Raw genomic sequence first — 20,381 nt, 5'->3', positions numbered from 1 at the left:
GCCGAGTGCGCGTGCGCGCGGGTGTCGCCCGTGACAGCGTGGGTTGCGCCGCGACGTCGAGCGTCGGCGCATCGCTCTGCGCACGCGCACCCCGACGTGAGGGAGCCTCTGCGTCGAGGGTGGCCGGCGTCGCGGACGACACCGCGCCGGTAGGCAGCCCGTCAGCTGACACGTCCTCCCCCGCGGTGTCGCCGCGCGCCGCAGTGGTCGCACCGTCAGGCAGGGTGTCCTCTTCGGGCTCGAGGTGGTCGTCACTGTTGGAGGCGAACAGGCGGGTGAGCATGCTCACAGGGACTCCCTCACTTCGGTGGGCAGGCGCAGGTGCCGCGGGAGCACGAGCCCCAGCGGCAGACCGGCGGCGAAAACGGTGTCTTGTGACCCGAAGGCCGGCCGCACGCGCAGACGCGCCGCGGCGGTGAGCGAGTCGATCGCTGCGCGGGCGTCCGCCTCGTGCGCGGCATCGGTCGTGGTCGCGGTGACGATCAGGCCGAAGTTCAGCAGCCCCGCGCCGGATGCTTCCTCAGCCGCGGTCGCCTGGGCGGAGCGGGTGGAGAGCGTGGAGCGGGCGGTGGGCTTGGTCGACGCCGAGCTGTTGAACTGGGCGGCGTTCAGGTCCGCCTCCACGATCGCCGCAGCGCGGGCCGGGTCGATCGGACGGTAAAGCAGGGTGACGCGCTTGCGGGCGACGTCACGGTGCGGGGCGAGCAGGCGAGCCAGGATGCCCGACTGCACGACTCCACGCGGCGGAGACGTCATGGTCCACGACGTCGACACCGCGCCGTCGTGCCGGTACGAGTCCCATCGAGCGTCAGCGGCGGCGGGGCCGACGTCCGTCCACGACAGCTCCGGCACGTCGCCGGCGGCGCGGGCCTCGTCAATGAGGACGGCCGCAGCGGGGTCGTACGCGACTCGCACAACCTCGCACAGCTCCTGTGCGCCCAGTGGGCGAGCTGCGCCCGCACCGGTGGCCGCGAGGCTGGTGGTGAGTCCGGGCAGACGCGCGGCGAGGTCGACGGCGACCTCTTTCGCGTTGCGGCGCTTCCCGCCGATGCGCGACAGCGACGAGAACGTGACCGCGATGTATGCGCGGATCGTGGCCGATCCCACCGGGTAGCTGTCCACGACTTCCGACAGCATCGCTCGAGCGAACTCCGGGGCGTCGGGGTCCATCGACCCTTCCACCTCCGAGCGCAGGCGCGTGCCGGTGTCAGGTGCCGTCTCCACGGTGACCGAGGCGGCCTCGATGCCGGGCTCATCCCCGAGGTTTGAGAGCCAGATGCCGTACTCCGCGACCTGGTTGTTGACCTGTTCCTGGTCGACCAGGGCCGCACCGTCCGGCTCGGTGGCGATCACGACGGTGTAGTGCTTGGTCGAGGGAATGTGCACGAGCGCGAACTTGCGGCCGTGCGAGTCCTCGTGCTCGGTGAGCTGCGACGCCGCCGCAAGACCGGGGAGCTGGTAGGTGCCCCACTTCGCTCGCCCCGTGGGGCCGGAACGGTACACGTTCGCTCCCTTGGCCTTCGTGCGCATCCAGTTCACGCGATTCACCGTCCTTCCGAGGGCGCTCTGCCCGTGCTTGTCTTTCACCGAAACCGTCAGCAAGATCCCGCCGAAGATCCCCGCGGTGATGAGCGCGGCGCCGAGGCCGGAGAACATCGACGCGATGATCGAGGAGAGGATGCCGACGAACAGCACGCCGGTGGCGAGCTGCCCGAGGCCGCCGAGTCCCGCGGTCTGCGGGCGGCGCCAGTTGCCGTATGTGCGCGGCGCCTCAGCGCTGCGCGTAGGCGTTGTGGTGGTCATGAGTTCCCGCTTCCCGTCGCGTCATCCGTGGCGGCCTTGACCGCGCCTGCTGCGTTCTTCGCGCCCTCAGCGGCCTTGGTGGCGACCATGAGGCCCACCCCGATCGGCCCGGCGCCGGCGGCTGCTGCGCCTCCGCCCGCTGCTGCGCCTCCCCCGGCCGCGGCGCCGCCCGCGGCGGCACCGCCCGAGGCTGCGCCAGCGCCAGCGCCGACTCCCGCCCCCACGGGGACGGGTGCCGCAGGCGTTGCGGCGGCTGCGCCCCTGCCGCCCGCAGCGGCGTTGCTGCCGCTCGGTGCGGAGCCGAAGCCGCCGCCTCCACCGCCGGAGCCGCCGCCGTCCGAGCCGCCGCGCGAGCGGATCGCACCGGTGGCGATGTCCCCGGCACCGGCGATCGCCGCGCCTCCAAGAAGCAGGCCCGCTCCGCCGCCGCTGCCACCCACGGACGCGACCGCGGGGACGAGGAAGCGCATCAGCGCGGGCAGTGCGACGAGGGCAATCAACATCAGCGCGAGCCCCGTGACGATCTGGAAAAGACCCGTGCCGTCCGACTTGAACAGGTCGGTTCCGGTCATGCGGAACGCGATCGCGTAGACGATTGCGGCGGCGGGCTTGTAGAGGATGAAGGCGAGGGTCCAAGCCATTGCCTTCTTGAACCACTGCTGCCCGATTTCGGTGTTCGTCGCCGCTGCGGCGACGGGGAAGATGCCGGCCAGGACGACGAGCATCGCGCCGCGGAAGATCATGAGCGCGATCTGTATGTAGGTCATCAGCACCGCGAGCATGCCGAGGAAGAACAGGCCGATGAGGCCAATGGGCGAGGTCGCGGTGAGGTTAATCATCGCGAAGACGTTCGTGCCGAAGCAGTTGCTCTCACCGTTGGTGACGTCGCAGTTGGTGGAGTTGTTGAGAATCCAGATGGAGAAGGCGTCCCCCGCTTGCGTGGCGAGACGGATGACGACGAGCCCGGCCCCGGCGACAGCGATCAGCGTCAGCACGGAGCGGGCGAGGGTGCGCAGCTCCCCCGCGCGCTGCGTCCACACCATGCGGCCGGCGGCGACGAGGATCGAGAGGATTGCGAGGCCGCCGGCGTACCACTCGAGCTGACCTTGCACCCAGCCGACCACGCTCGAGGACTCGTTGAGGTGCATTGCCAGCGGGAGGAACCCGGTGACGAGCGCGGAGGCTGCGGAGAGCAGGAAGACGGCGAAGATGATGACGCTGATGCGGCCCATGTGCGCCTCGCCGTCGCCGTGGCGACGACGGACGCTCATCATGACGCCGGCGATGATGAGCGACATGACCGCGAGGCCCGCAGCGACCCACGTCACATAGCCGAGGATCGTCTCGAAAGCGCCCGGCAGCGGTGGCGTGCCACCGCCGTTAACGCCGCCTCCCCGGTCGACTACGGTCACCGGGGAGGGAACGTTCACCCAGAGGGTGCCGAGTGAGACGATCGCTTTGCCGTAGCCCTCCAAGATGTTGTTCACGAACTGCTGCAGCGCGTCGTTCGAGGCTTTCGAAACGATTTCGCCGAGCCCGGCCGAGGACCAGCACAGCACGTCCAGCGGCGTGCAGGGCTCTCCTGCGGGTGGATTCATTCGGTACCTGCCCAGGGGGTATAGCCGCCGAGGCTCGTGAGCGTCGACGGGCGGAACGGAGGTTGACCGGCGTCGGTCAGGACCAATTTCCAGTCCCCGTCAACCCATTTCACGGGCGCGGGGAAGCTGAGGAGCTGGTTCGTGTTCGTGCGGAATGCGATGTCGATCGTGGCTTCGGTCGCGGTATACGAGCTGACGCGGAAGCCGACGATCTGCACGCTGCCGCCCGTGTTGCTCTGAGCCGCCCCCGCTGCAAGTGCGGCGTCGCGACCCGCTCCGGGCGCGGTCTGCTCCTCGAGCAGGACCGCCGAGAGTCGACCGTCAGTGCCCATTGCCCAAAGGTTCGCCATTGCGAACAACGCACCTTCTACCGTGTGGGCGTAGCAGCTACGCAGACCGCTTTCGGCAACCACCCCGGGACCGGCCTCTTCCGAAGAGGGCGCCGCCATTGTTCCGACGATGGTCCAGTCAGTAGTGGGTGCGGCGGTGAGGTCACCGCTCTCGTCGTAGCCCGGGAGGCCACAGACGCTTGCTGCCTCACCGGCCGCCACAGCGGAGGCGGTGGGCGTTGCGGTGGTGGCGGGCGCGGTCTGCCCGCCACCACCGCCGAGGGACGTGACAGCGAGCAGGATCGCCGCCAGCACGAGGACTCCGAAGATGATCGCTCCGAAGATGAAACCTTTGCTGGTGAAGGGGTTGCGGGATTCTGCGTCGCTCATGACGTCGTGCCTTTCGTTGATCGGTGGCTTTCCTCCGGGACGCTACGCGCCCATCAAGAAGCCGACGATCGTGAACGCCGCCGACACGATGATCACGCCGACGAGCAGACGGCCGAGCCAGCCGCCGATCTCGCCGCCCTCACCGCGGCGGGCGGAGACGGTCATGGTGACGCCGAGGATGATCAGACCGACCACGGCGACGCCGAGGCCGACCCACTTGGCCCAGCCCATGACGGTGGTGAACGCCTCGAACCCGGGAGGCATGGAGCCCGAGCCCGGGTCGGGCACGACGCCGGCGAGCACAGCGGGTGCGGCGGCGGTGATCAGGTCGCTTGCTGCGAGAAGTGCAGACATGGGTTGTTCTCCGTTTCGTGTTGGTGGTGCGGGGTTCTCGTGCCGCCCGGTGCGGCGCCGAAAGGGTCCGGTTATCCGGTGGTTGTGAGAGGGGCGTCGGTGAAGCCCATGTCGATGTGCAGGTGGGTTGCGGGGTCGTAGAAGCCGCTGATGTTCACGTACGTGACGGAGCGGCACTGGATCTGGCCGGCGCGCGTGCCGTTGGGCACCTGCGGGTCGAGGACGCCGAGCAGCTTGAGTGCGTTTGCGTCGCAGCCGGTGGTGGCGGTGCCGTTGAAGGAGTAGAAGTCGACCGCGTGGCCGCCGCCGTCGATGTAGTGCGACGAGGCGGTGCCCGCCCCGTATCCGGTTTCGCCGGTGCACTTGCGGTTGATGTCGGAGACGCCCACCTTGTCGAACGTGTTCAGCGCCACCGTCATGATCTGGAGGATGCGGAGGTCGATCCCGCAGTCTGCCGAGGCGGTGCCCGCGGCGACGTCGCGGACCTGCTGCGCGTAGCGGTCCTCGAGGAAGGTCAGCCGACCTTCCTCCATCGCTTTCACGAGGCCCTGCGCGAGCGCCTGAGAATCGCCGGAGATCGCGGCGCACCCCGCGGCGACGGGGGCCGGCGTCGCCGTCGATGTCGACGCCGGAGTCGTTGCGCCGGGCGTAGCCGAGCCGCCGCCGAGGGTGGCGAAGTACGCCATGATCGCCACAGCGTCGCCGCGGTACTTCGTGTAGTGGTTGGGGTCGGAGTTGCGCTGCACCTTGTTGATCGCGATGGAAGGCTCCATCGCCTGCCACCCCTCGACCTTCACGAGACGGTCGTAGAAGAATCCCGCCGAGGTCGTCGGGTCCATGCGCTCTTCGACGGTGCCCCAGCTGGACTGCTGCTGGAACAGACCGATGGAGTCAGCGATCGACCCGTCCGGGTTGACCGCGTTGTCGCCGTAGTCGATGTTCACCAGGGAGGACTCCCCGATCGCCGTCTGCACGCCGAGGGTCTGCCCGTCCGAGCCGAGGCCCTTCGCAGCGCCCGCGTTGACGATCAGTGCGGCGTTAACGAGTTGGTCGTGACCGTACGCGCCGACCTTGGCATCCGCGGGGATCGCGGCGATATTCACCGGTCCCCCGCCAGGCAGGCACGCCGCGGCAGCCGAGCCGCCGAAGAACAGCACCCACAGCAGCATTGCGATCGCCAGCACCGGCACCATGACCACGGCCAGCACGCCCGCTCCCCCCTTCGCCACCGGTTACTCCGATGCCAGGGGGGTGATCTGCTCGACAGCCCACGGGGCAGTGTCGAGGGGGCGGTGCACGTACACCGAGTAGTCGCCGGCATCCGTGGGGACGAGCACGCGGGCCGTGTAGGCGCCGTCCGTGTCGCGAATCCGCGCGGCACCGGTGACGCTCGTGCACGGCACGTTCGCCGGGTCGACGGTTTCGTAAGCGACCGCCGCCGACTGCGACAGCACCGGGTACAGCTCTGCGATCCACGTCGCGTAGGCGAGCGACGGACGGCAGAACAGCGTCACCGATCGGGTCGCGAGCTCCGACACGTCAGCGTCGGCGTTCGGGTCCACCTCGACGTCGTGGTCGTGCGGAATCGACTCGTCGTGGTCGCTCTCCGCCGTGGCGGACTCGATGGGGGCCGGAGCCTCCGTCGACGCGGCCGCGCCCCTGTCGGCCGCGTCGACGGGCGCCGGCGTTGCCGCGCAGCTGGTCAACGCCAGCACCGATGCGATCGCAAGGACGGCCCCCGCCGTCCCCCGCGAACTTGTGCCCAGTCGGACCATCGGATGCCGCTCCCATCGCTGTGGACACAGCGCGGGAAGGTCCCCCGCTATTGCCCTACGGGAGCGAGCGTAACAGTTCTAGGCATGGCTAGCTAGGCATGCCTAGGAGGTATTTCGGTACTAGCCGGCGGTCGGTTTCGGGTCGGTTTCTTCGGCGGCCTCGTCCAGGATCGCGGTGAGCTTTGCCAGCGTCTCCGGCGACACCTCTCCGAGCTTGCGAGCTGCGAACAGGCGGACGGCGCCCAGCCGTTCCGCACGAACGAACTGCAACGCGGCCTCGACCTTGGCGGGAATCTCGTCGTTGTTGGAGCCAAGAAGGTAGCTCGGGTCGACCTCGAAGAACTCCGCGATGCCGGTCAGCAGCTTGCGGTCGTTGACGACGTAGCGGTTGCCGCTCGTCATGTAGGTCCACCGGGCGCGGCTGAGCTTGATGCCGCGCGCTTCCAGGAACGTGGCGAGTGCCCGGTAGCTCGTCGGCTTGCCGTCGTCGGCAACGATGACATCCATAAGCAGGTTCAGCTTGCGCGCCAGCTCGGCGCGCTCGTGCTTCTGCTCCGGGGAGTACCAGTCGGTATCGCTCATGATGCTCGTCCAGCCGTCAGGAGGCCGCTGAGGCCGGTGTGCTCGCGGTCGGGCGTCTCTCCGGGGGACCCGCTGAGGGTGCGTCCGATTTCCTCGAGAAGGCCGCGCTCAGCGTCAGTGGGCGTGAACTTTCCCGCTCTTTCGCAGTCCAGCATTTCTTTCCACCTTCGATAAAGGACGTGCTCGACTTCCAGGGTGAGAAGCGAACTCGCCAAACCCGTACTACCCGTCAACGTCAGCTCGGGTGCTGACTTGATGACGCGGTGCCAAGTTGGAGTCGCCCGAATCAGCAGCAGACGCATCCACAGGTGGTCTACGAGTCTTTCCGCCGAGCCGACGGCCACTCCTAGCCCTGTACAGGCGATCATCGTACCGACCAGCAGTGCCCCGACGACATCGCCATTCGGGCCCAGGAAGAAGCTGCTATCCGCGAGCACGCGATACGTGCTCGTCGCCAAGTTCTCCACCAGCCACAGCAGATCAAGGGCGGCGGCGAAGCCGATGAGGGCCAGTCCCCACCGCGTCGCGCGGACCGAATGGGCGCGCCACTCAGCACCCACGGTCAAGATCACGTGCACCGAGAACACGCCGATGCACAGCGGCATCACGTTCCAGAACAGTTCGCGGCCGACTTCGCCGCCGTACTCCGAAAGATACGTGTCGGTGACCGGCCAAGAGTTGACAGCGAAGATCAGTGCTTGCAGCGCGATCATCGCGACGACGATCGCCGCGACCAGGGATTCCCAGGGGGTGCCCCGGCCCTTCGTGGCGCGAATCACCATGACTTCGAGGCACCCCAGCGCCGCGGTGACGAGAATCCGATAGAGCAAGTTCGTGACGTTCGAGCCGCCCAAAAGGGGGTCGATGAAGTCGTAGACGACGTGGATTTGCAGGATGCACGCGGCCGACCAGAGGAGCACGCCGGAGGGCAGCATGGAACGCCGCTCGCGCATCTTCTTGCGCAGGACCGACACAGAGGCCACCGTCGCCACGACGATGGTGATGGCGTCTACGGGGCTTTCGACCAGCCACCGCAGCACTGCCGCCGCTGCGTCGAGGAAGGTCATCCCGCGAACACTTGCTCGAACTTGAAATCGCGGGTGGTGTTCTGCCGGCGTCCGCGCAGCACGCGCAGCACCAGCAGATCACCGATTGCTTCGGCGCGTGCTTCGCGCTCGTTGGTGAGGTCGTCGATGCCCTGGAAGGCGTAGGGGACCATGCGGTCCGGGTTTAGGACGGATGCCAGGAATTCTTTGACGCGGGGGTCGTCGCCCAGCCGCGTCTCACGCCCGACTTCTTCGTCCAGCATGTGGCCGAGTTCATGTGCGCCGATGAACAGCTGCATCTCGATCTTCGCGTCGGCGGGGACGTGGATGGTGTCGATGCGGTTGACCGGATCACCGGTCCACGCACCGCACACGCGCTGCCCGTTCAGCCGCGGGTCCTGCCGGAACTTGATCGTCGTTCCGCGGTAGCTCTCAACCAGTTGCACGAGGTCCGCAAAGCTCAGGGTGTCGGGGATGCCCCGGTCTTTCACGAGTTGCAGTGCTGCCGCTCTCCGCTGGCGGTGCTTCATCTGGCCCTCCTCGTTTCGCGTCCTCTGGCTGCGCCCCCCGGCCCCGCCAGCGACCGGAAAATCTTATAGTCATGCCTAGGCGATCGGGCCGGTCTGCCGGAAGCCTGGGAAACTTCGCAACATCCGGTGTTTTCGGGCTGAACGTGAGCCGTGTCCAGCGCCCCACCGCGCCGCGGCGAGGCCCGTCGAAGCGCGCCGTCATAGACTTTTTCCCCATGACACAGGAGACCTCCGACAACCGCTGGGACGTCGTTGTCGTGGGCGCAGGGCCGGCAGGAGCCACCGCCGCCCGCGTCGCCGCCGAGAACGGCGCTCGTGTGCTTCTGCTCGATAAGGCCCGGTTCCCTCGCTGCAAGACGTGCGGCGGCGGCCTCATCGGCACCTCTCGAAACTACCTCGCGCCCGGAGTCACCTACGACGTCGATCGCCGCATCAATGCCGTGGGGTTCTCCCGCAACATGGGCCGCATCACCCGCCGTTTCGGCCCGGACGCCTCCCTGGCAATGGTGCAGCGAGAGACGTTCGACCAGCAGAACGTCGACGCCGCCAAGGCCGCCGGCGCCGAGTTTCGCGACGGCGTGAACGTCCGCGCTGTCAGCGAGAACGACGGCATCGTGACCCTCACCACGGACAAAGAGACGTTCACTGCCCGGGTCGTCATCGGGGCGGACGGCTCCGGTGGCCGGATCGGGCGATACGTCGGCGTCGAAATCGAACAGGCCGACCTCGGCCTAGAGGCAGAGATCCCGATGCCCGCCGGCGAGCAATGGCGGACCACCGCCTTGCTCGACTGGGGTCCGCGACCCGGCACCTACGCATGGGTGTTCCCGAAGAAGGACTCCCTCACGGTCGGCGTCATCGAGGCCAAGGGCAATGCTCCGCACACCCGCGAGTACCTGGATCAGTGGCTCGCCCGCCTCGGTATGGCGAACACTCCCCCGCTGCACGACAGCGGACACCTCACCCAATGGCGGCGGGTCGGCACACCATCCGCCCGCGGACACGTCATCGTGGCCGGCGAGACGGCCGGCCTGCTCGAGCCGTGGACACGCGAAGGCATCAGCTTCGCTCTCCGATCGGGCACCTGGGCCGGTGCTGCTGCCGCGGCGTTCATCGGCGGCGATGAGGCTGCGCTGACCGGCTACTCCGCGCAGATCACGCGCGAGCTCGAACCGGAAATCAGCGCCGGGTCGGCGTTCCTGCGGTTCTTCGAGAAGCGTTCCGCGCTGGTGCAGCTCTTCACGGCCCACTCCCGCGTCGGCGCCAACTACTTCTTCCGATTCTGCAACGGTGACACCAACCTCGCCCGCGCATTCCGCCACCCATCGGTCCGTCTCGCCGTGGCGATGCTTTCTCGCTAGCCGCGACAGCCCCTCCCCCGAACGACGAGATAGCCAGATACCTATATAGGTATCTGGCTATCTAGGTTAGGCGGTGCCTACGCAAGCGGGTTCCGGTCCCGGTACTCGCGCAGGGCCGACTCCACGATGTCTCGTTTCGTTCGCCCCGTCGCTGCGCGCAGGTCTTCCACGTAGTACGACAGCTCGGCGTCGATGTCCGCGTGCAGTACCTCCGTGGGAGCCTTGCGCGGCCGTGAACGCGGAGCAGCCGCGCTCGATCGAGCGGGCGTCGACGGCGCCGGCGCACCGGGCGCCGCAGCGGGCGCGGGGCGGGGCTTTGACGACTCGATCGGGTCGCGTCGGTCAGGTGCCGGCTGTGCCCGTCGAGGGAGGCTCTGGGGGCGATCTTCGTTCGTCATCGGATGACCTTTCGTGCCAGTTCTCGGTATGCGTCAGCGACGGGAGCGCCCTTGCGGAAACGGCCGTACCAGTCATGCGAGTACCGGACCTCCCCCACGATCGTCCGGTGCGGGATCAGAGGCGTGAGCAGCAGGCCCGTCTCACGCATTTGCTCGATGCTGTGCGTCGCCTCGCGCGGCGTCACCGTCTCCTTGTAGCCACCGACGATGATTCCGGCCTCTGCGACCGCCTGGTGGCCGCTGGTGGCGTTGTATCGCATCACGCTCTCTTGGGCCCCGAGGAACCCGTCTACGCCGTCAGCGGTCGGCGTGGCGGCGTAGATGACGGACTGCGCAGCAGTCAGAGCGTTGAATATCAGTGACCCGCCCTGCCGGTTCGGGCAGTCGATTATCACCAGATCGGCGGGCACGCCCTCGAGCGAGTCGGCCAGGCGTTGCCCAACCTCCCCCGGGTCGTCTGTTTCACGTGCACTCACGCTCCGATCGGACGGGATGACACGCAGGTTCTCGTGGAACGGTGACGCCACCGCCAGCTCATCGGCCCACCCCCGCACGTCCTGGTTCCCCAGGATCGCGCCGACGTCGAGCCCGGTATCGACCGGCTGAGCGTCGAGCCACTTCGTCGTCGCGCCGCGGGGGTCGAGGTCTATCAAGATCACGCGTTTCCCGTCCTCAGCGGCCACCGTCGCCAGAGAGACAGCGGTAGTGCTCTTCGTCGCTCCACCGCTCTCGCTATAGATCATCAAGCTCTGCATGGCTGAAACCTATCTGGGTACAAAGCCAGATAGCAAGCTACCTAGATACCTATATAGGTATCTAGGTAGCTAATTGCGATTGCTTGTCGAGGGCCCGCGGTGCTTGACGTACTCCGCCCACGTGCACTCCACTGCTAGTCGCATGGCGTCCTCGGGGAAGTATCCGATGAGCTGCCGCTGCGCGGGGTCGTGGTCGAAGGTGACCGACCGCAGGAGCTTGCGCCCATGAATCTCCACGACGCGCACGATCGCGATACGTCGACTGTTGTCGAAGATGTACCAAACCCCCGGCTCGGGGGATCTCTGAAGCTGCGACATGGGCGACCACACCTGCACCATGAGCAGCCCTCACGCACTCTCGGCAGTCACGAACCGTTGATCCCGCCGCGAGGAACGCCTGCGGAAATGATCGCCCGATGCAGCCGTTCCGTCGCGATCTTGAGCGACGTCGCCCAGCCCAGGAGTGAGCCCCTGTACTCGACGCGGTATCGCGGGCCGTCGTCGGTGCGGCGTAGGTCGATCGCCCCAACCTCATCGTCTCGGGCGTCGAGCATCACCCAATGGGCAGGAGGGCCCTCGCGCGCGAGCAGCTGCGGATGCCACCGAGGTCCGTCGTCGCGCATCCCGTAAGTATCGAACATGTGTTCGATGCCAGCAAGTTAGGAGTGCGGGCCGGGGGAGTGGGGACGAGCGCGAATCCGCGCAAGCGATGCCCGTTCCGGGGGCGCGAGATACCTCGCGCAGCAGCGCTACGCGCCGCCGTGGGGAGGCCGCACAGCGGCCCATCCCTTGAGGTTTTCTTCACCTCTCCGCGGTCTCAACCTATTTCGCTCCAACGGCTACGTGCCACCGATTCCGGACGCGCCCTACGGGCTTATTTCGCCCGGAATCGGCGTCACTTCGCCGCCTCCGCTCAAACGGTCATTCCCGCCGGAGAGGCAAAGAAAAACGATCAGTCAGAGGGAGAGACACATGAGCGAGCAGCGCGGCACACGTACCGAAGTCATCGTCAGCGTGAACCACGGACCGGGGGAGGAGGGCATCAGCCGCACCGCCCGTCAGGTGGTCATCATCGGCGCCGGTGGGAACGACCCGGTGACCGAGCAGACCCCGGCCGTGCGCCTGGTCACCCGTGAAGTCATCGGCATGACCTTGCAGCACTTCGAGCCCGCGGAGCGCGTGGCCGCGGATCGCATCGGCTACATGGCATCCGGCGCCTACGTCGTCGTGCCGGTCGCGGTCGCGCGAGCGCTCGACCTGTACCCCGCCGCCTACGCGCTGCACGACCGCAGCGAAACCCGCGCCGACTACCTCGCCAACGACTGACCCCCACACCCAAGGAGAAACGACATGCTCACCATCACCCACACCCCCGAAGCCGGAACGATCATCGAGGGCACCAGCCGCGGAGACGGCACCGCCGAAATCTTGAAGGCGAACGGCTGGCGGTGGGGCCGATCCATGGGAGCCTGGTACGTCCCCCAGTCCCGCGACCGCCTGCCCAAGTGGTGGAACATCAACCGTGCTGCGGCAGCGCTGCGCGAGGCCGGCCACGAGGTCACGATCGAGGCTGACGAGACGTTCCGGCCGACCGCCGAGGTGGAGGCGGACAAGATCGAGCGCCAGGCCGCCCGCGTCGACGCGCTCGAGGCGAAGGCCGACCGACGCGCGGCCGACGCAGACGCCGCCGACGCAGCCGCGCGCCGTGCGCTGGACCGCCTGCCCGAGGGCGGCGAGCCGATCAAGGTCGGGCACCACTCCGAAGGCCGCCACCGTAACGCGATCGCCAAGGCGGATGCCGCAATGGGTCGCAGCGTCGAGGCCGACCGCGAGGCCACCCGCGCCCGCGCCCGCGCCGACGTCGCCGCCAAGACCACCGACACCCGCTACGCGCCGGGGATGGTTGCCCGCCGCATCGAGCGGATCGCGACCGACATTCGCGGGTACACGCGCAAGATCGAGGGCAGCTCGCACAACTTCGGAGGCGGCTACATCGAGACGACCGCCCCCGCGACGGGCGCCTACCTGGACCGGCTGCTGACTCAGCGCGCGCAGCTCGAGGACGAACACACCTACTGGACCGCCGTCCGCGAAGCCCAGGCCGCCGCTGGACAGGTCACGATCCACAGCCGCGAGACGATCGCCAAGGGCGACATGATCAAGCACCGTTTCGGCTGGCACGTCGTCACCCGCGTGAACCCCAAGAGCGTGACCGTCGCGCTCGACTGGAACAACACGACCCGCCCTTACAAGGTCGATTACACCGACGTGCAGGGGCACCACACCGCCGCCGAGGTCGAGGCCGCACGGGCCGCCGCCGCCGAGAAGGCCACCACCACGGAGGCCGCCGCGGCGAGCTGAGGGGTGAGGGCCGGCCTTCGGGCCGGCCCGTGAGGGGCGCCCCCCTCGCACTCCCCGACGTTCCGCCGCCGGCGGGGCGCGAGCTGCGCTCCCGCAGCGTCGACGGAGCGACGCCCAGAGGTCGACCGGCTCCGTCGGCCGCCGAGGATCGCCCTACGGGCTCACGCTTTTTGCCGTGAAGCCTGCGGCAGCTCGTCCGCTTCGCTCCCTCGTAGCTACCTGCGGGCTCCGTTCAAGTGGCTGCGCCACCGACTCCTCCGAGACTTTCGGCACGCGGTCGCTGCGCTCCCTTATTTCGCGCCGAAACTCTCTCCCCCCTCGCCCTGCGGGTTGCACTGCGCCCTCCGGTTGCTAAGGCGGGAAACCGCCTTCACGGCAAAAAAACGATGAGGAGGAGAGAGAGAAATGCACCAGCAGATCACGACCGTCAGCACCTTCGTTCCGGCCACCACGGCTGAGGACCGGCAGTACCAGGGCCGCAAGATCGCCGAGCGCACCGAGGACCTCCAAGCCCATGCCCGCACCGGTTGGGCACTCGCGCACACCGCCACGATTCCCGGCCCCGAGGGCGTCATGTTCGTGGACACCCTGACCCGCACCACTGAGCAGTAACCCGCACCACCCATCGAGGAGGAGACGCCATGCCCGACACCACCAACACCAACCGGACGCCGGATCGGCCGACCTTCCTCGATGCGGTGGCCGAGTTCGCCCTCGTGTTCTCCCGCCCGGACACCGCTGCCGATCTGGCAACGCGCCTCAGCTGCCGAGAGGTCGACGCGCTTGCCGAGATGCTGCGCGCATGCGGGCAGGTCGAGGCGGCCGACCTGTGGATCGAAGAACACGCCACCGACGACGACGAGGGCGACGCGCACCACACTGAGGGAGGATCGGAGCAATGAGCCTCATCGTCTACTCGAAGCCGTCGTGCGTGCAGTGCACGGCGACCTACCGCGCGCTGGACGCGAAGGGCATCGAGTACACCGTCGTGGATCTCACCACCAACCCCGCAGCGCTCGAATACGTCATGGACGAGCTGGGCTACTCCGCCGCTCCCGTGGTCGTGGCAGGCGATCAAGACCACTGGTCGGGGTTTCGTCCCGACCTCATCGACAAGCACGCCGCATGAGGGAGCACGACACCACCAGCGACGACTACCGAGCCGGATACCTTGCCGGATACACCGACCGCCAGGGGGAGGTGGACCGGTTGGAGAACGACGCCGACCGGTTCTACCGCGCCGCCTACGGCGAGGAACGCCGCATCCCCGGGCACTACGTCACACGCGCCGAGCTCGAGCAGCGGCGATCGCTGTCGGAGCCGCCGGTGGAAATCACCCGCCGCGACGCGCTCGCGTCATGGGGCCTGGAAATGCCCGCCGACGAGGACCCAGCCACCCCGGCCGCAGACGCCCCTCAGATCCCGTCGACGTCGACGGGGAGAACGAACCGCACGAGCAGGAGACGACAGATGAGCACCAGGACTATCACCGGCAATCTGGCCGTTGACCCCGAGGCCGTGCAGGCGGGTCGCGTGCAGATCGTCAAGCTGCGCGTGATCGAGAACACCGGCGAGTACCGCGCGGGGGAGTGGACCCCGCACGAGGCCCCGACAACGCATTTCGTGGAAGCGAAGTTCGAACTCGGCGAGCACGTGCTCGCGTCGCTGCACAAGGGTGACGCGGTGATCGTCGTCGGATACGAGCGCACCGTGGCATGGGGCGAAGGGGAAGACCGCCGCCACGGCCGCGTCCTCGAAGCTGACGCAATCGGCCCCGACCTCTCCCGCGCGACCGCCGTCGTCACCCGCTCACCGCGCGCACCGCGTCGCGGCGCCGCGGCCGAGTAACCCGTTAGGGGGGGCGAGGGCGACTAGCTCCCGTCGCGTTCGACCTCGAGCACGTAGAGGATCACGTGATCCTCCGGCATCGAGGCCCGTACCTCTGCGATCGCCGCGTCGCCGGATGCTGCGCTGCTGCGAACCACCGTCGCCGTCGCCGCGTCACGTGTTCGATGCGCCAGTTCCCACATCCGGCGATCATCGCACCCACCACCGACACCGCCCACGTGAACCGGCGCGGTCGTGGGGCCGGCGCCGCCGGCCCGTGAGGGGCGACCCCTCACACTCTCTAATGGTCTCGGCTGGCCTGGTGCTGGCTGTCAGGCTGGTTCTGGCTCGCTCGGGCGTGACTCATCACACTCTTGACCGCAATGTCTTGCTGGGGACCTGTCCGTCCGAGCGGCCAGTTCCGGCGTGACGCTGCGATGGCTTGATAGAAGGTTGTCCGCGACTTGGGTCGCGTGACTCGTTAGAGAGATGCCTCCGCGGCGCATCCCACCCGGATGACCCCTTGAGGAGAAGAGGCCGCATGATCGTCGCCCACCACTACGACCACGTCGTCGGAGTCGATACCCACGCCCGCACGCACACCTACGCGATCGTCGCCACCAAGACCGGCGAGATCCTCGGCACGAAAGCATTCCCGGTCACGGCGGCGGCGATCGACAGAGCGATCGCCTGGGTAGGAAGCACGGCGAGCGAATCAGTGCTGTTCGCGATGGAGGGAACCGGCTCGTATGGCGCATCGCTGAGCAGGGCGCTGCAGCGCGACGGAGTTGCGTTCTGTGAGGTCCGGCCGCCGAAGAAGTCGAGCCGCGTCCGCGGCAAGACTGATGAAATCGACGCGGTCGCGGCCGCGACTTCGGCGATGGGCATCGAGCTCGACGCGCTGACTCAACCGAAAGCAGACGGGCTGCGCAACGCCCTGCGTGTGGCGCTCGATGCTCGCCGCGACATGGAGGTCCGTCGTACGAGCGCACGGAACCAGCTGAACGCGCTGGTCCGGACTGCGGACTTCGGCCTCGATACCAGGCGCGCGCTCACTGATCGTGGTGTGCAGAAGCTCGCCGACTTGGACGTTCGCCACGTCGATGTTGCGGAGCGCATCATCCGAGGCGAGGCCCTCCGGCTGGCCTCGACGGTGATCGAGCTGGGCCGACAGATGCGAGAGAACCGCGAGGCGTTGGCCGAGCTCGTCGAGCTTCTCGCGCCTGGCGTGCAGCAGATCTACGGTGTCGGTCCGGTGACTGCGGCTGTGGCGGTTGCGGCGTATTCCCATCCGGGTCGGGTGCGCAGCGAGGCTGCGTTTGCAGCCCTCGCAGGGGTGAATCCGATCCCGGCGTCGTCTGGTAACACGATTCGTCACCGCCTGAATCGAGGCGGTGACCGGCAACTGAATCGGGCGCTTGACGTCGTCGCCCGTGTGCGGATGGTGTCAGAGGTGCGCACCCGTGCCTACGTCGACCGCCGCACGGCTGAGGGTCGCACTGCTCGCGAGATCCGGCGGTGCGTGAAGAGGTACATCGCTCGCGAGATCTTCAAGGCGCTGGAAGCGCGGATGGGAGCAACCGTCCTGATGGCGTGATGTCTACGAATTCTGGTGACGGATTCGCGGGCGCGGATCATGGCGGAGATCTCGATGAGGATCTTGTTGCAGTCCTGTTCATCCTTGACCATGTTCCACGTCCCGCGCTCACCCCTTCGCGCGGTGCAGCTGCCGGAGGCACTGGTCCTTGCCTGAGGTGTGGCTGTGGGTGGCGGCGGCGGCGGACAGCGTTCAGTCGTCGCCGTCGGTAGCGGGCACCTTGTCTGTGCTTGAGGTCGAGTCCATCCAGACGGCTTGTGCCCCGGAGTCGCCGATGCGGACGACGTCGATGGTCGCTCCGACGGAGATGGCGATCGCTGCAACGGCGAGCACGATTCCGACGACAGGACGGCGGGTGGCGGGTCGGTCGTCGGTTCGTCGTGTGCGGCGGAACCAGAGCCACTGAGCCAGGGCAATGAGGAACAGGCCGGCGGCCCAGGGGAGCAGGTGGTCGCCGAGCTCGGTGTGCTGCTCGAGGATCGCGGACGGCTCCGTCTGGCGTTCGAGGGCTTCGCCAGCCTGCGTGGTAAGTGGGACGGCGATCAGCGCGGCGAGGGCGATGATCGGGGTGAGGATGGCGAACTTGCGGCGGGCGGCGGGCCAGAGGCTGCCGAGGATGAGCATGAGGGCTGCGAGGGGGAGCAGGACCACGACGGCGTGCACGAGGAGCGGGTGGAGGGGGAGGCCGTTGATCTGCCAGTCGTTCATCGGGGCGCCTTCGGTCGAGGGGGGGTGTCCTCGTGACGCTAACGCGCCCGGTCCTGCGCGCTCTGCTGGTCGAGGTGTTCGTGTGAGCCCTCGAACGATCGCTCGCCCTTCCTCGGAGCCGACTCCCCGCTTCATGCCGAGGGGCGAGGTGTCGACCGGGTGGAGTTATTGCGTGTGCTCGCTCGCCGGTGCGATCAGGCGGCGGAGCCGGTCGGTGACGAGAAGGGCGGCGGTGGCGTCGACGGTGAGGACGTCGACGTCGAACCGGTCCACGACCGTATCGAGCGTCGGGTGTCCGCCGACGAGGATCGCGGTCGCGAGGACGTCGGCGGTGACGATGTCCTCGGCGATCACGGACACCTGCACGAAGGGGACATCGCCGGGCTCGGCCGGTCGGCGCCAGACGTGTTCGCCCCGTTCGGCGGTCCCGGAGGTGGCGATCGCGCGGCGCCCGTCGCCGAGTGGGACGACGCAGAGCAGAGCGTGCCGGTCGTCGGGGTCCACGATCCCGACCGTCCAGCTGCCGGAGGGGGAAGTGAGGACGTCGCCTCCGACATCGAGCAGCCAGTCGCCGTCTCCGAGCAGCCGGGCCGCCTGAGCCATGGTTGTCGCCTTGACGGTTCCGGCGAGGTCGATGACGCCGTCGGGCCGGTGCGGGGTGAAGGCGCCGTCCGTCGCGGTGCGCCAGTGGAGTGCTTCGGTGTAGGCGGCCCGCATGTGCTCGGACGCGACGGTTAGCGCGAGTTCGCCGCGGGCGATCCGGGACGCCTCCGACTCCGGCCGGTACAGGCTGAAGCGGGCGTCGGCGTCGGCGAAGACGGCCTCGACGTCGCCTACCGGTGCATCGTCAGCGGCGCGCAAGCTGACGACGGTGCCCATCGTCGTGAACGTGTGCACGGTCAGAGTCCGGCCTGGTCGATCGCCGATTGCAGGGAGGTGAGGTATCCGTCGCTGGTGTAGGTCGCTCCGCTGACCGCCTGCACATGCGCGGACTGGGCGGAGAGGACTTCTTGACGCAGGATCGGCGCGGCCCGGTTGGAGATCGACACGGACCGGCCGTCCTTGTCCGTGAGGTGCACCGCGTCCACGTCGGTGATCTGCCCGCCGGCGACGGTGATCGCGACCTGCACCGCGCCGAAGCGGGTCGCCACAGACGAGCCGGTCCAGGTGCCGTCTGTCGAGGCGGACGGGCTCGCGGTGGCTGTCGGGCTCGCGCCGGCCGAGGGGTCGGTGGTGGCGCCGGTGGAGGGTGTAGCGGGCGTCGTCGGGGCGGGGGTGGCGGCCGGGGTCGGCGTGGTCGCCGCGGGGACCGTCCTGTCCGTGGCCGTGGTGGTACTCGTCCCGGTGGCGAGCGGTGATCCGGTGGAGCCGGCCGATCCCAGCTGCCAGCCGCCGACGAGGACGGCGAGGGAGGCGAGGACGCTGGCGACTGCTGCTCGTGTTCTCACCAGTCGAACCTCTCCACGTGGATCTGCCGGTCGGGCAGGCCTGCCGCTCGCGCGTCGCGGACGACGAGATCGGCCCAGACTGTGGGACCGCAGACATACAGGTCGGATTCGAGCAGGCCGGGCAGCGCCGAGGTGATCGTCACACCCCGAGCGATGGACTCGGCCGACATCCACGTCGCGAGCCCTGCGGGCCGTCGGCCGATCATCCCGAACAGCGCGCCGCGGCTGCTGCGCACCAGGGTCTGCGTCTCGTCCCAGAGGTAGGTCTGCGAGTCGTCGGTGGCGCGCAGCAGGACGGTCACCTCGCCGGGGCGCAGGCCGCCGTGCTCGAGGAGCGCTCGGGCGGGGGTGATGCCGATGCCGGCGGCGATGATCGCGAGGCGCGGGGCGGTGCGGGCGACGTCGGTGAAGATCCCGTAGGGGCCCTCGATCGAGACCGCAGTCCCGGGGCGCAGCCGTGCGAGTCGGTCCGTCCCTGCTCCGAGTGCGCGGACGGTGATCCGCGCGCGGGTGTCGGTCGGGACGGCGGAGAAGGAGATCGGGTGCGCGTGCCACCAGGTGCCGCGGCTCCAGAACCGCCAGATCGCGTACTGCCCGCCGATCACGCCGAGGCGGGAGAGGTCGCGGCCGGAGAGGTGGATCGAGAAGACGCCGGGGGCGATCGTCTCGACGGCCTCGACCCGGATCCGGTGCCGCAGGGTGGCGAGCACCGGCACCGCGAACCGGAACCAGGCGATCGCGCCGAACGCCAGGACGTAGAGGGCGATCCAGTAGACGCGCTGCGGGGTGCTCTCGGCGAGGACTTGGCCGGCGGAGAGCTGGTGGGGCACGGCGACGAGGACGGCCGCGTAGCTGAGGAGGTGGATCGCGTGCCACGCCTCGTACGCGAAGCGGCGGCGCACGGCGACGAGGGAGGTGACGACGACGAGCACCAGCAGGGTGCTGCCGAGCAGCGCCAGGAGCATGTCGGCGCCGGAGTACAGGGCGAGTGTCTCGTTCCACAGCGTCAGCCCGTCGGTGAGGGCGTAGCCGACGGTGAGTAGGGCGCCGTGCCCGAGGATCAGGTACAGGGCGGGCTTGCCGAGGCGGCGGTGCAGCGCCATCGCGGTGTCCTGGCCGAAGGTGCGATCGATCCAGGGGATCCGGGCGGCGAGGACGAGCATGACCAGGATCAGGTCGGTGCCGACGAGGCCGGCGACGATTCCCGTGGCCGTCAGGGCTCCGGCGAGATCGGTGATCTGCGCGGGTCCGCCGGCTGCGAGGTAGAGCGCGATGGCGAGGGCGACCGAGAGCCAGCTGGCGGTGACGAGCGTGTCCGCGGAACGCAGGCGCCGGCGCAGGGATCGCTCGCGGTCGGCCTGCGACCGCTGCAGCGTGGTCGGGGCGTGGGGTGCGGGTGCGCTGGTCGGTCGGATCGTGGTGCTCACGGCGGCGCCCTTCGGTTGGTGTCGAGTGCGCCGGCCCGGGGTTTCCGGGGGCGCGCTCTTACCGTCGCGGTGGAGTCTTGGTGTCGGCTATG

25 protein-coding genes are annotated in these 20,381 nt (G+C 68.5%); 8 read left to right on the top strand and 17 right to left on the bottom strand.

Annotation, left to right across the window (positions count from 1 at the left end; genetic code table 11):
* Window positions 1–285: 285 nt before the first annotated feature.
* The 9 genes from ABC271_RS00685 to ABC271_RS00645 all read right to left on the bottom strand — a co-directional run bounded on the left by ABC271_RS00685 (window position 286) and on the right by ABC271_RS00645 (window position 8,407).
* Window positions 286–1,803, bottom strand: a complete 1,518-nt coding sequence (locus tag ABC271_RS00685) for an SCO6880 family protein (protein ID WP_412923038.1) — start codon at window positions 1,801–1,803, stop codon at window positions 286–288.
* The gene (locus ABC271_RS00680) at window positions 1,800–3,401 is read right to left on the bottom strand and encodes a TrbL/VirB6 family protein (protein WP_160897540.1); all 1,602 of its coding nucleotides are present in this window, start codon (window positions 3,399–3,401) and stop codon (window positions 1,800–1,802) included. The genes ABC271_RS00685 and ABC271_RS00680 overlap by 4 nt, the downstream gene beginning before the upstream one ends.
* A complete protein-coding gene (locus tag ABC271_RS00675) occupies window positions 3,398–4,120 on the bottom strand; it encodes a DUF8175 domain-containg protein (RefSeq protein WP_412923037.1) in 723 nt (240 codons plus the stop codon). The genes ABC271_RS00680 and ABC271_RS00675 overlap by 4 nt, the downstream gene beginning before the upstream one ends.
* A gap of 42 nt (window positions 4,121–4,162) precedes the next feature.
* Entirely contained in the window at window positions 4,163–4,474 is a 312-nt protein-coding gene (locus tag ABC271_RS00670) for a hypothetical protein (RefSeq protein WP_202401084.1), read from the bottom strand.
* Between the two features lie 71 nt (window positions 4,475–4,545).
* Window positions 4,546–5,703, bottom strand: coding sequence for a hypothetical protein (locus tag ABC271_RS00665; RefSeq protein ID WP_160897542.1), 1,158 nt, complete (start codon window positions 5,701–5,703; stop codon window positions 4,546–4,548).
* Window positions 5,704–5,706: 3 nt separating this feature from the next.
* Window positions 5,707–6,189 (bottom strand): hypothetical protein, encoded by a 483-nt coding sequence (locus ABC271_RS00660; protein ID WP_412923036.1) that lies wholly within the window; start codon window positions 6,187–6,189, stop codon window positions 5,707–5,709.
* A 180-nt stretch (window positions 6,190–6,369) separates the two neighbouring features.
* Window positions 6,370–6,831 carry a hypothetical protein gene (locus ABC271_RS00655; RefSeq protein ID WP_160897544.1) on the bottom strand — a complete coding sequence of 154 codons (462 nt, stop codon included), beginning with the start codon at window positions 6,829–6,831 and terminating at the stop codon, window positions 6,370–6,372.
* Entirely contained in the window at window positions 6,828–7,898 is a 1,071-nt protein-coding gene (locus ABC271_RS00650) for a hypothetical protein (protein ID WP_160897545.1), read from the bottom strand. Before ABC271_RS00650 ends, ABC271_RS00655 begins: the two co-directional genes overlap by 4 nt.
* A complete protein-coding gene (locus tag ABC271_RS00645; protein WP_160897546.1) occupies window positions 7,895–8,407 on the bottom strand; it encodes a hypothetical protein in 513 nt (170 codons plus the stop codon). Before ABC271_RS00645 ends, ABC271_RS00650 begins: the two co-directional genes overlap by 4 nt.
* A 215-nt stretch (window positions 8,408–8,622) precedes the next feature.
* Here ABC271_RS00645 and ABC271_RS00640 point away from each other — a divergent pair, with 215 nt between their 5' ends.
* Entirely contained in the window at window positions 8,623–9,768 is a 1,146-nt protein-coding gene (locus ABC271_RS00640; RefSeq protein WP_160897547.1) for a geranylgeranyl reductase family protein, read from the top strand.
* A 394-nt stretch (window positions 9,769–10,162) separates the two neighbouring features.
* Here ABC271_RS00640 and ABC271_RS00635 read toward each other — a convergent pair whose 3' ends face one another.
* The 3 genes from ABC271_RS00635 to ABC271_RS00625 form a co-directional block, all read right to left on the bottom strand.
* Window positions 10,163–10,921 carry a ParA family protein gene (locus tag ABC271_RS00635; RefSeq protein ID WP_160897548.1) on the bottom strand — a complete coding sequence of 253 codons (759 nt, stop codon included), beginning with the start codon at window positions 10,919–10,921 and terminating at the stop codon, window positions 10,163–10,165.
* A 69-nt stretch (window positions 10,922–10,990) separates the two neighbouring features.
* The gene (locus tag ABC271_RS00630; RefSeq protein WP_160897549.1) at window positions 10,991–11,239 is read right to left on the bottom strand and encodes a hypothetical protein; all 249 of its coding nucleotides are present in this window, start codon (window positions 11,237–11,239) and stop codon (window positions 10,991–10,993) included.
* A 47-nt stretch (window positions 11,240–11,286) separates the two neighbouring features.
* Window positions 11,287–11,562, bottom strand: coding sequence for a hypothetical protein (locus tag ABC271_RS00625; protein WP_412923035.1), 276 nt, complete (start codon window positions 11,560–11,562; stop codon window positions 11,287–11,289).
* 331 nt (window positions 11,563–11,893) lie between these two features.
* Between ABC271_RS00625 and ABC271_RS00620 the strand changes: the two genes are divergently transcribed.
* The 6 genes from ABC271_RS00620 to ABC271_RS00595 all read left to right on the top strand — a co-directional run bounded on the left by ABC271_RS00620 (window position 11,894) and on the right by ABC271_RS00595 (window position 15,130).
* Window positions 11,894–12,247, top strand: coding sequence for a hypothetical protein (locus ABC271_RS00620; RefSeq protein WP_160897551.1), 354 nt, complete (start codon window positions 11,894–11,896; stop codon window positions 12,245–12,247).
* Between the two features lie 24 nt (window positions 12,248–12,271).
* On the top strand, window positions 12,272–13,282 hold the full coding sequence (locus ABC271_RS00615; RefSeq protein ID WP_160897552.1) for a DUF3560 domain-containing protein: 1,011 nt from the start codon (window positions 12,272–12,274) through the stop codon (window positions 13,280–13,282).
* Window positions 13,283–13,687: 405 nt separating this feature from the next.
* Window positions 13,688–13,894, top strand: a complete 207-nt coding sequence (locus ABC271_RS00610) for a hypothetical protein (RefSeq protein WP_160897553.1) — start codon at window positions 13,688–13,690, stop codon at window positions 13,892–13,894.
* Window positions 13,895–13,923: 29 nt separating this feature from the next.
* Entirely contained in the window at window positions 13,924–14,184 is a 261-nt protein-coding gene (locus ABC271_RS00605; RefSeq protein ID WP_202401085.1) for a hypothetical protein, read from the top strand.
* Complete coding sequence (gene nrdH / locus ABC271_RS00600) at window positions 14,181–14,411, top strand: glutaredoxin-like protein NrdH (protein WP_160897554.1); 231 nt, start codon at window positions 14,181–14,183, stop codon at window positions 14,409–14,411. Before ABC271_RS00605 ends, nrdH begins: the two co-directional genes overlap by 4 nt.
* Complete coding sequence (locus tag ABC271_RS00595) at window positions 14,408–15,130, top strand: single-stranded DNA-binding protein (RefSeq protein WP_160897555.1); 723 nt, start codon at window positions 14,408–14,410, stop codon at window positions 15,128–15,130. The genes nrdH and ABC271_RS00595 overlap by 4 nt, the downstream gene beginning before the upstream one ends.
* Before the next feature lie 23 nt (window positions 15,131–15,153).
* Here ABC271_RS00595 and ABC271_RS00590 read toward each other — a convergent pair whose 3' ends face one another.
* On the bottom strand, window positions 15,154–15,312 hold the full coding sequence (locus tag ABC271_RS00590; protein ID WP_412923034.1) for a hypothetical protein: 159 nt from the start codon (window positions 15,310–15,312) through the stop codon (window positions 15,154–15,156).
* Window positions 15,313–15,650: 338 nt separating this feature from the next.
* Between ABC271_RS00590 and ABC271_RS00585 the strand changes: the two genes are divergently transcribed.
* Window positions 15,651–16,706: an IS110 family RNA-guided transposase gene (locus ABC271_RS00585; RefSeq protein ID WP_412923033.1), complete on the top strand. Its 1,056-nt coding sequence runs from the start codon at window positions 15,651–15,653 to the stop codon at window positions 16,704–16,706.
* Between the two features lie 192 nt (window positions 16,707–16,898).
* Here the strand turns inward: ABC271_RS00585 and ABC271_RS00580 are convergent, their stop codons facing one another.
* The 4 genes from ABC271_RS00580 to ABC271_RS00565 all read right to left on the bottom strand — a co-directional run bounded on the left by ABC271_RS00580 (window position 16,899) and on the right by ABC271_RS00565 (window position 20,289).
* Window positions 16,899–17,414, bottom strand: coding sequence for a DUF2231 domain-containing protein (locus ABC271_RS00580; protein ID WP_412923032.1), 516 nt, complete (start codon window positions 17,412–17,414; stop codon window positions 16,899–16,901).
* Window positions 17,415–17,579: 165 nt separating this feature from the next.
* Window positions 17,580–18,311 (bottom strand): FAD:protein FMN transferase, encoded by a 732-nt coding sequence (locus ABC271_RS00575; protein ID WP_412923031.1) that lies wholly within the window; start codon window positions 18,309–18,311, stop codon window positions 17,580–17,582.
* Between the two features lie 2 nt (window positions 18,312–18,313).
* The gene (locus ABC271_RS00570; protein WP_412923030.1) at window positions 18,314–18,862 is read right to left on the bottom strand and encodes an FMN-binding protein; all 549 of its coding nucleotides are present in this window, start codon (window positions 18,860–18,862) and stop codon (window positions 18,314–18,316) included.
* Window positions 18,859–20,289 carry a ferredoxin reductase family protein gene (locus tag ABC271_RS00565; protein ID WP_412923029.1) on the bottom strand — a complete coding sequence of 477 codons (1,431 nt, stop codon included), beginning with the start codon at window positions 20,287–20,289 and terminating at the stop codon, window positions 18,859–18,861. The genes ABC271_RS00570 and ABC271_RS00565 overlap by 4 nt, the downstream gene beginning before the upstream one ends.
* Window positions 20,290–20,381: the final 92 nt, after the last annotated feature.

Source organism: Microbacterium canaveralium, assembly GCF_047238045.1.
GTDB lineage: Bacteria > Actinomycetota > Actinomycetes > Actinomycetales > Microbacteriaceae > Microbacterium.
The sequence above is the reverse complement of the archived record's forward strand: the minus strand, read 5'-3'. Positions and strand labels throughout refer to the sequence as shown.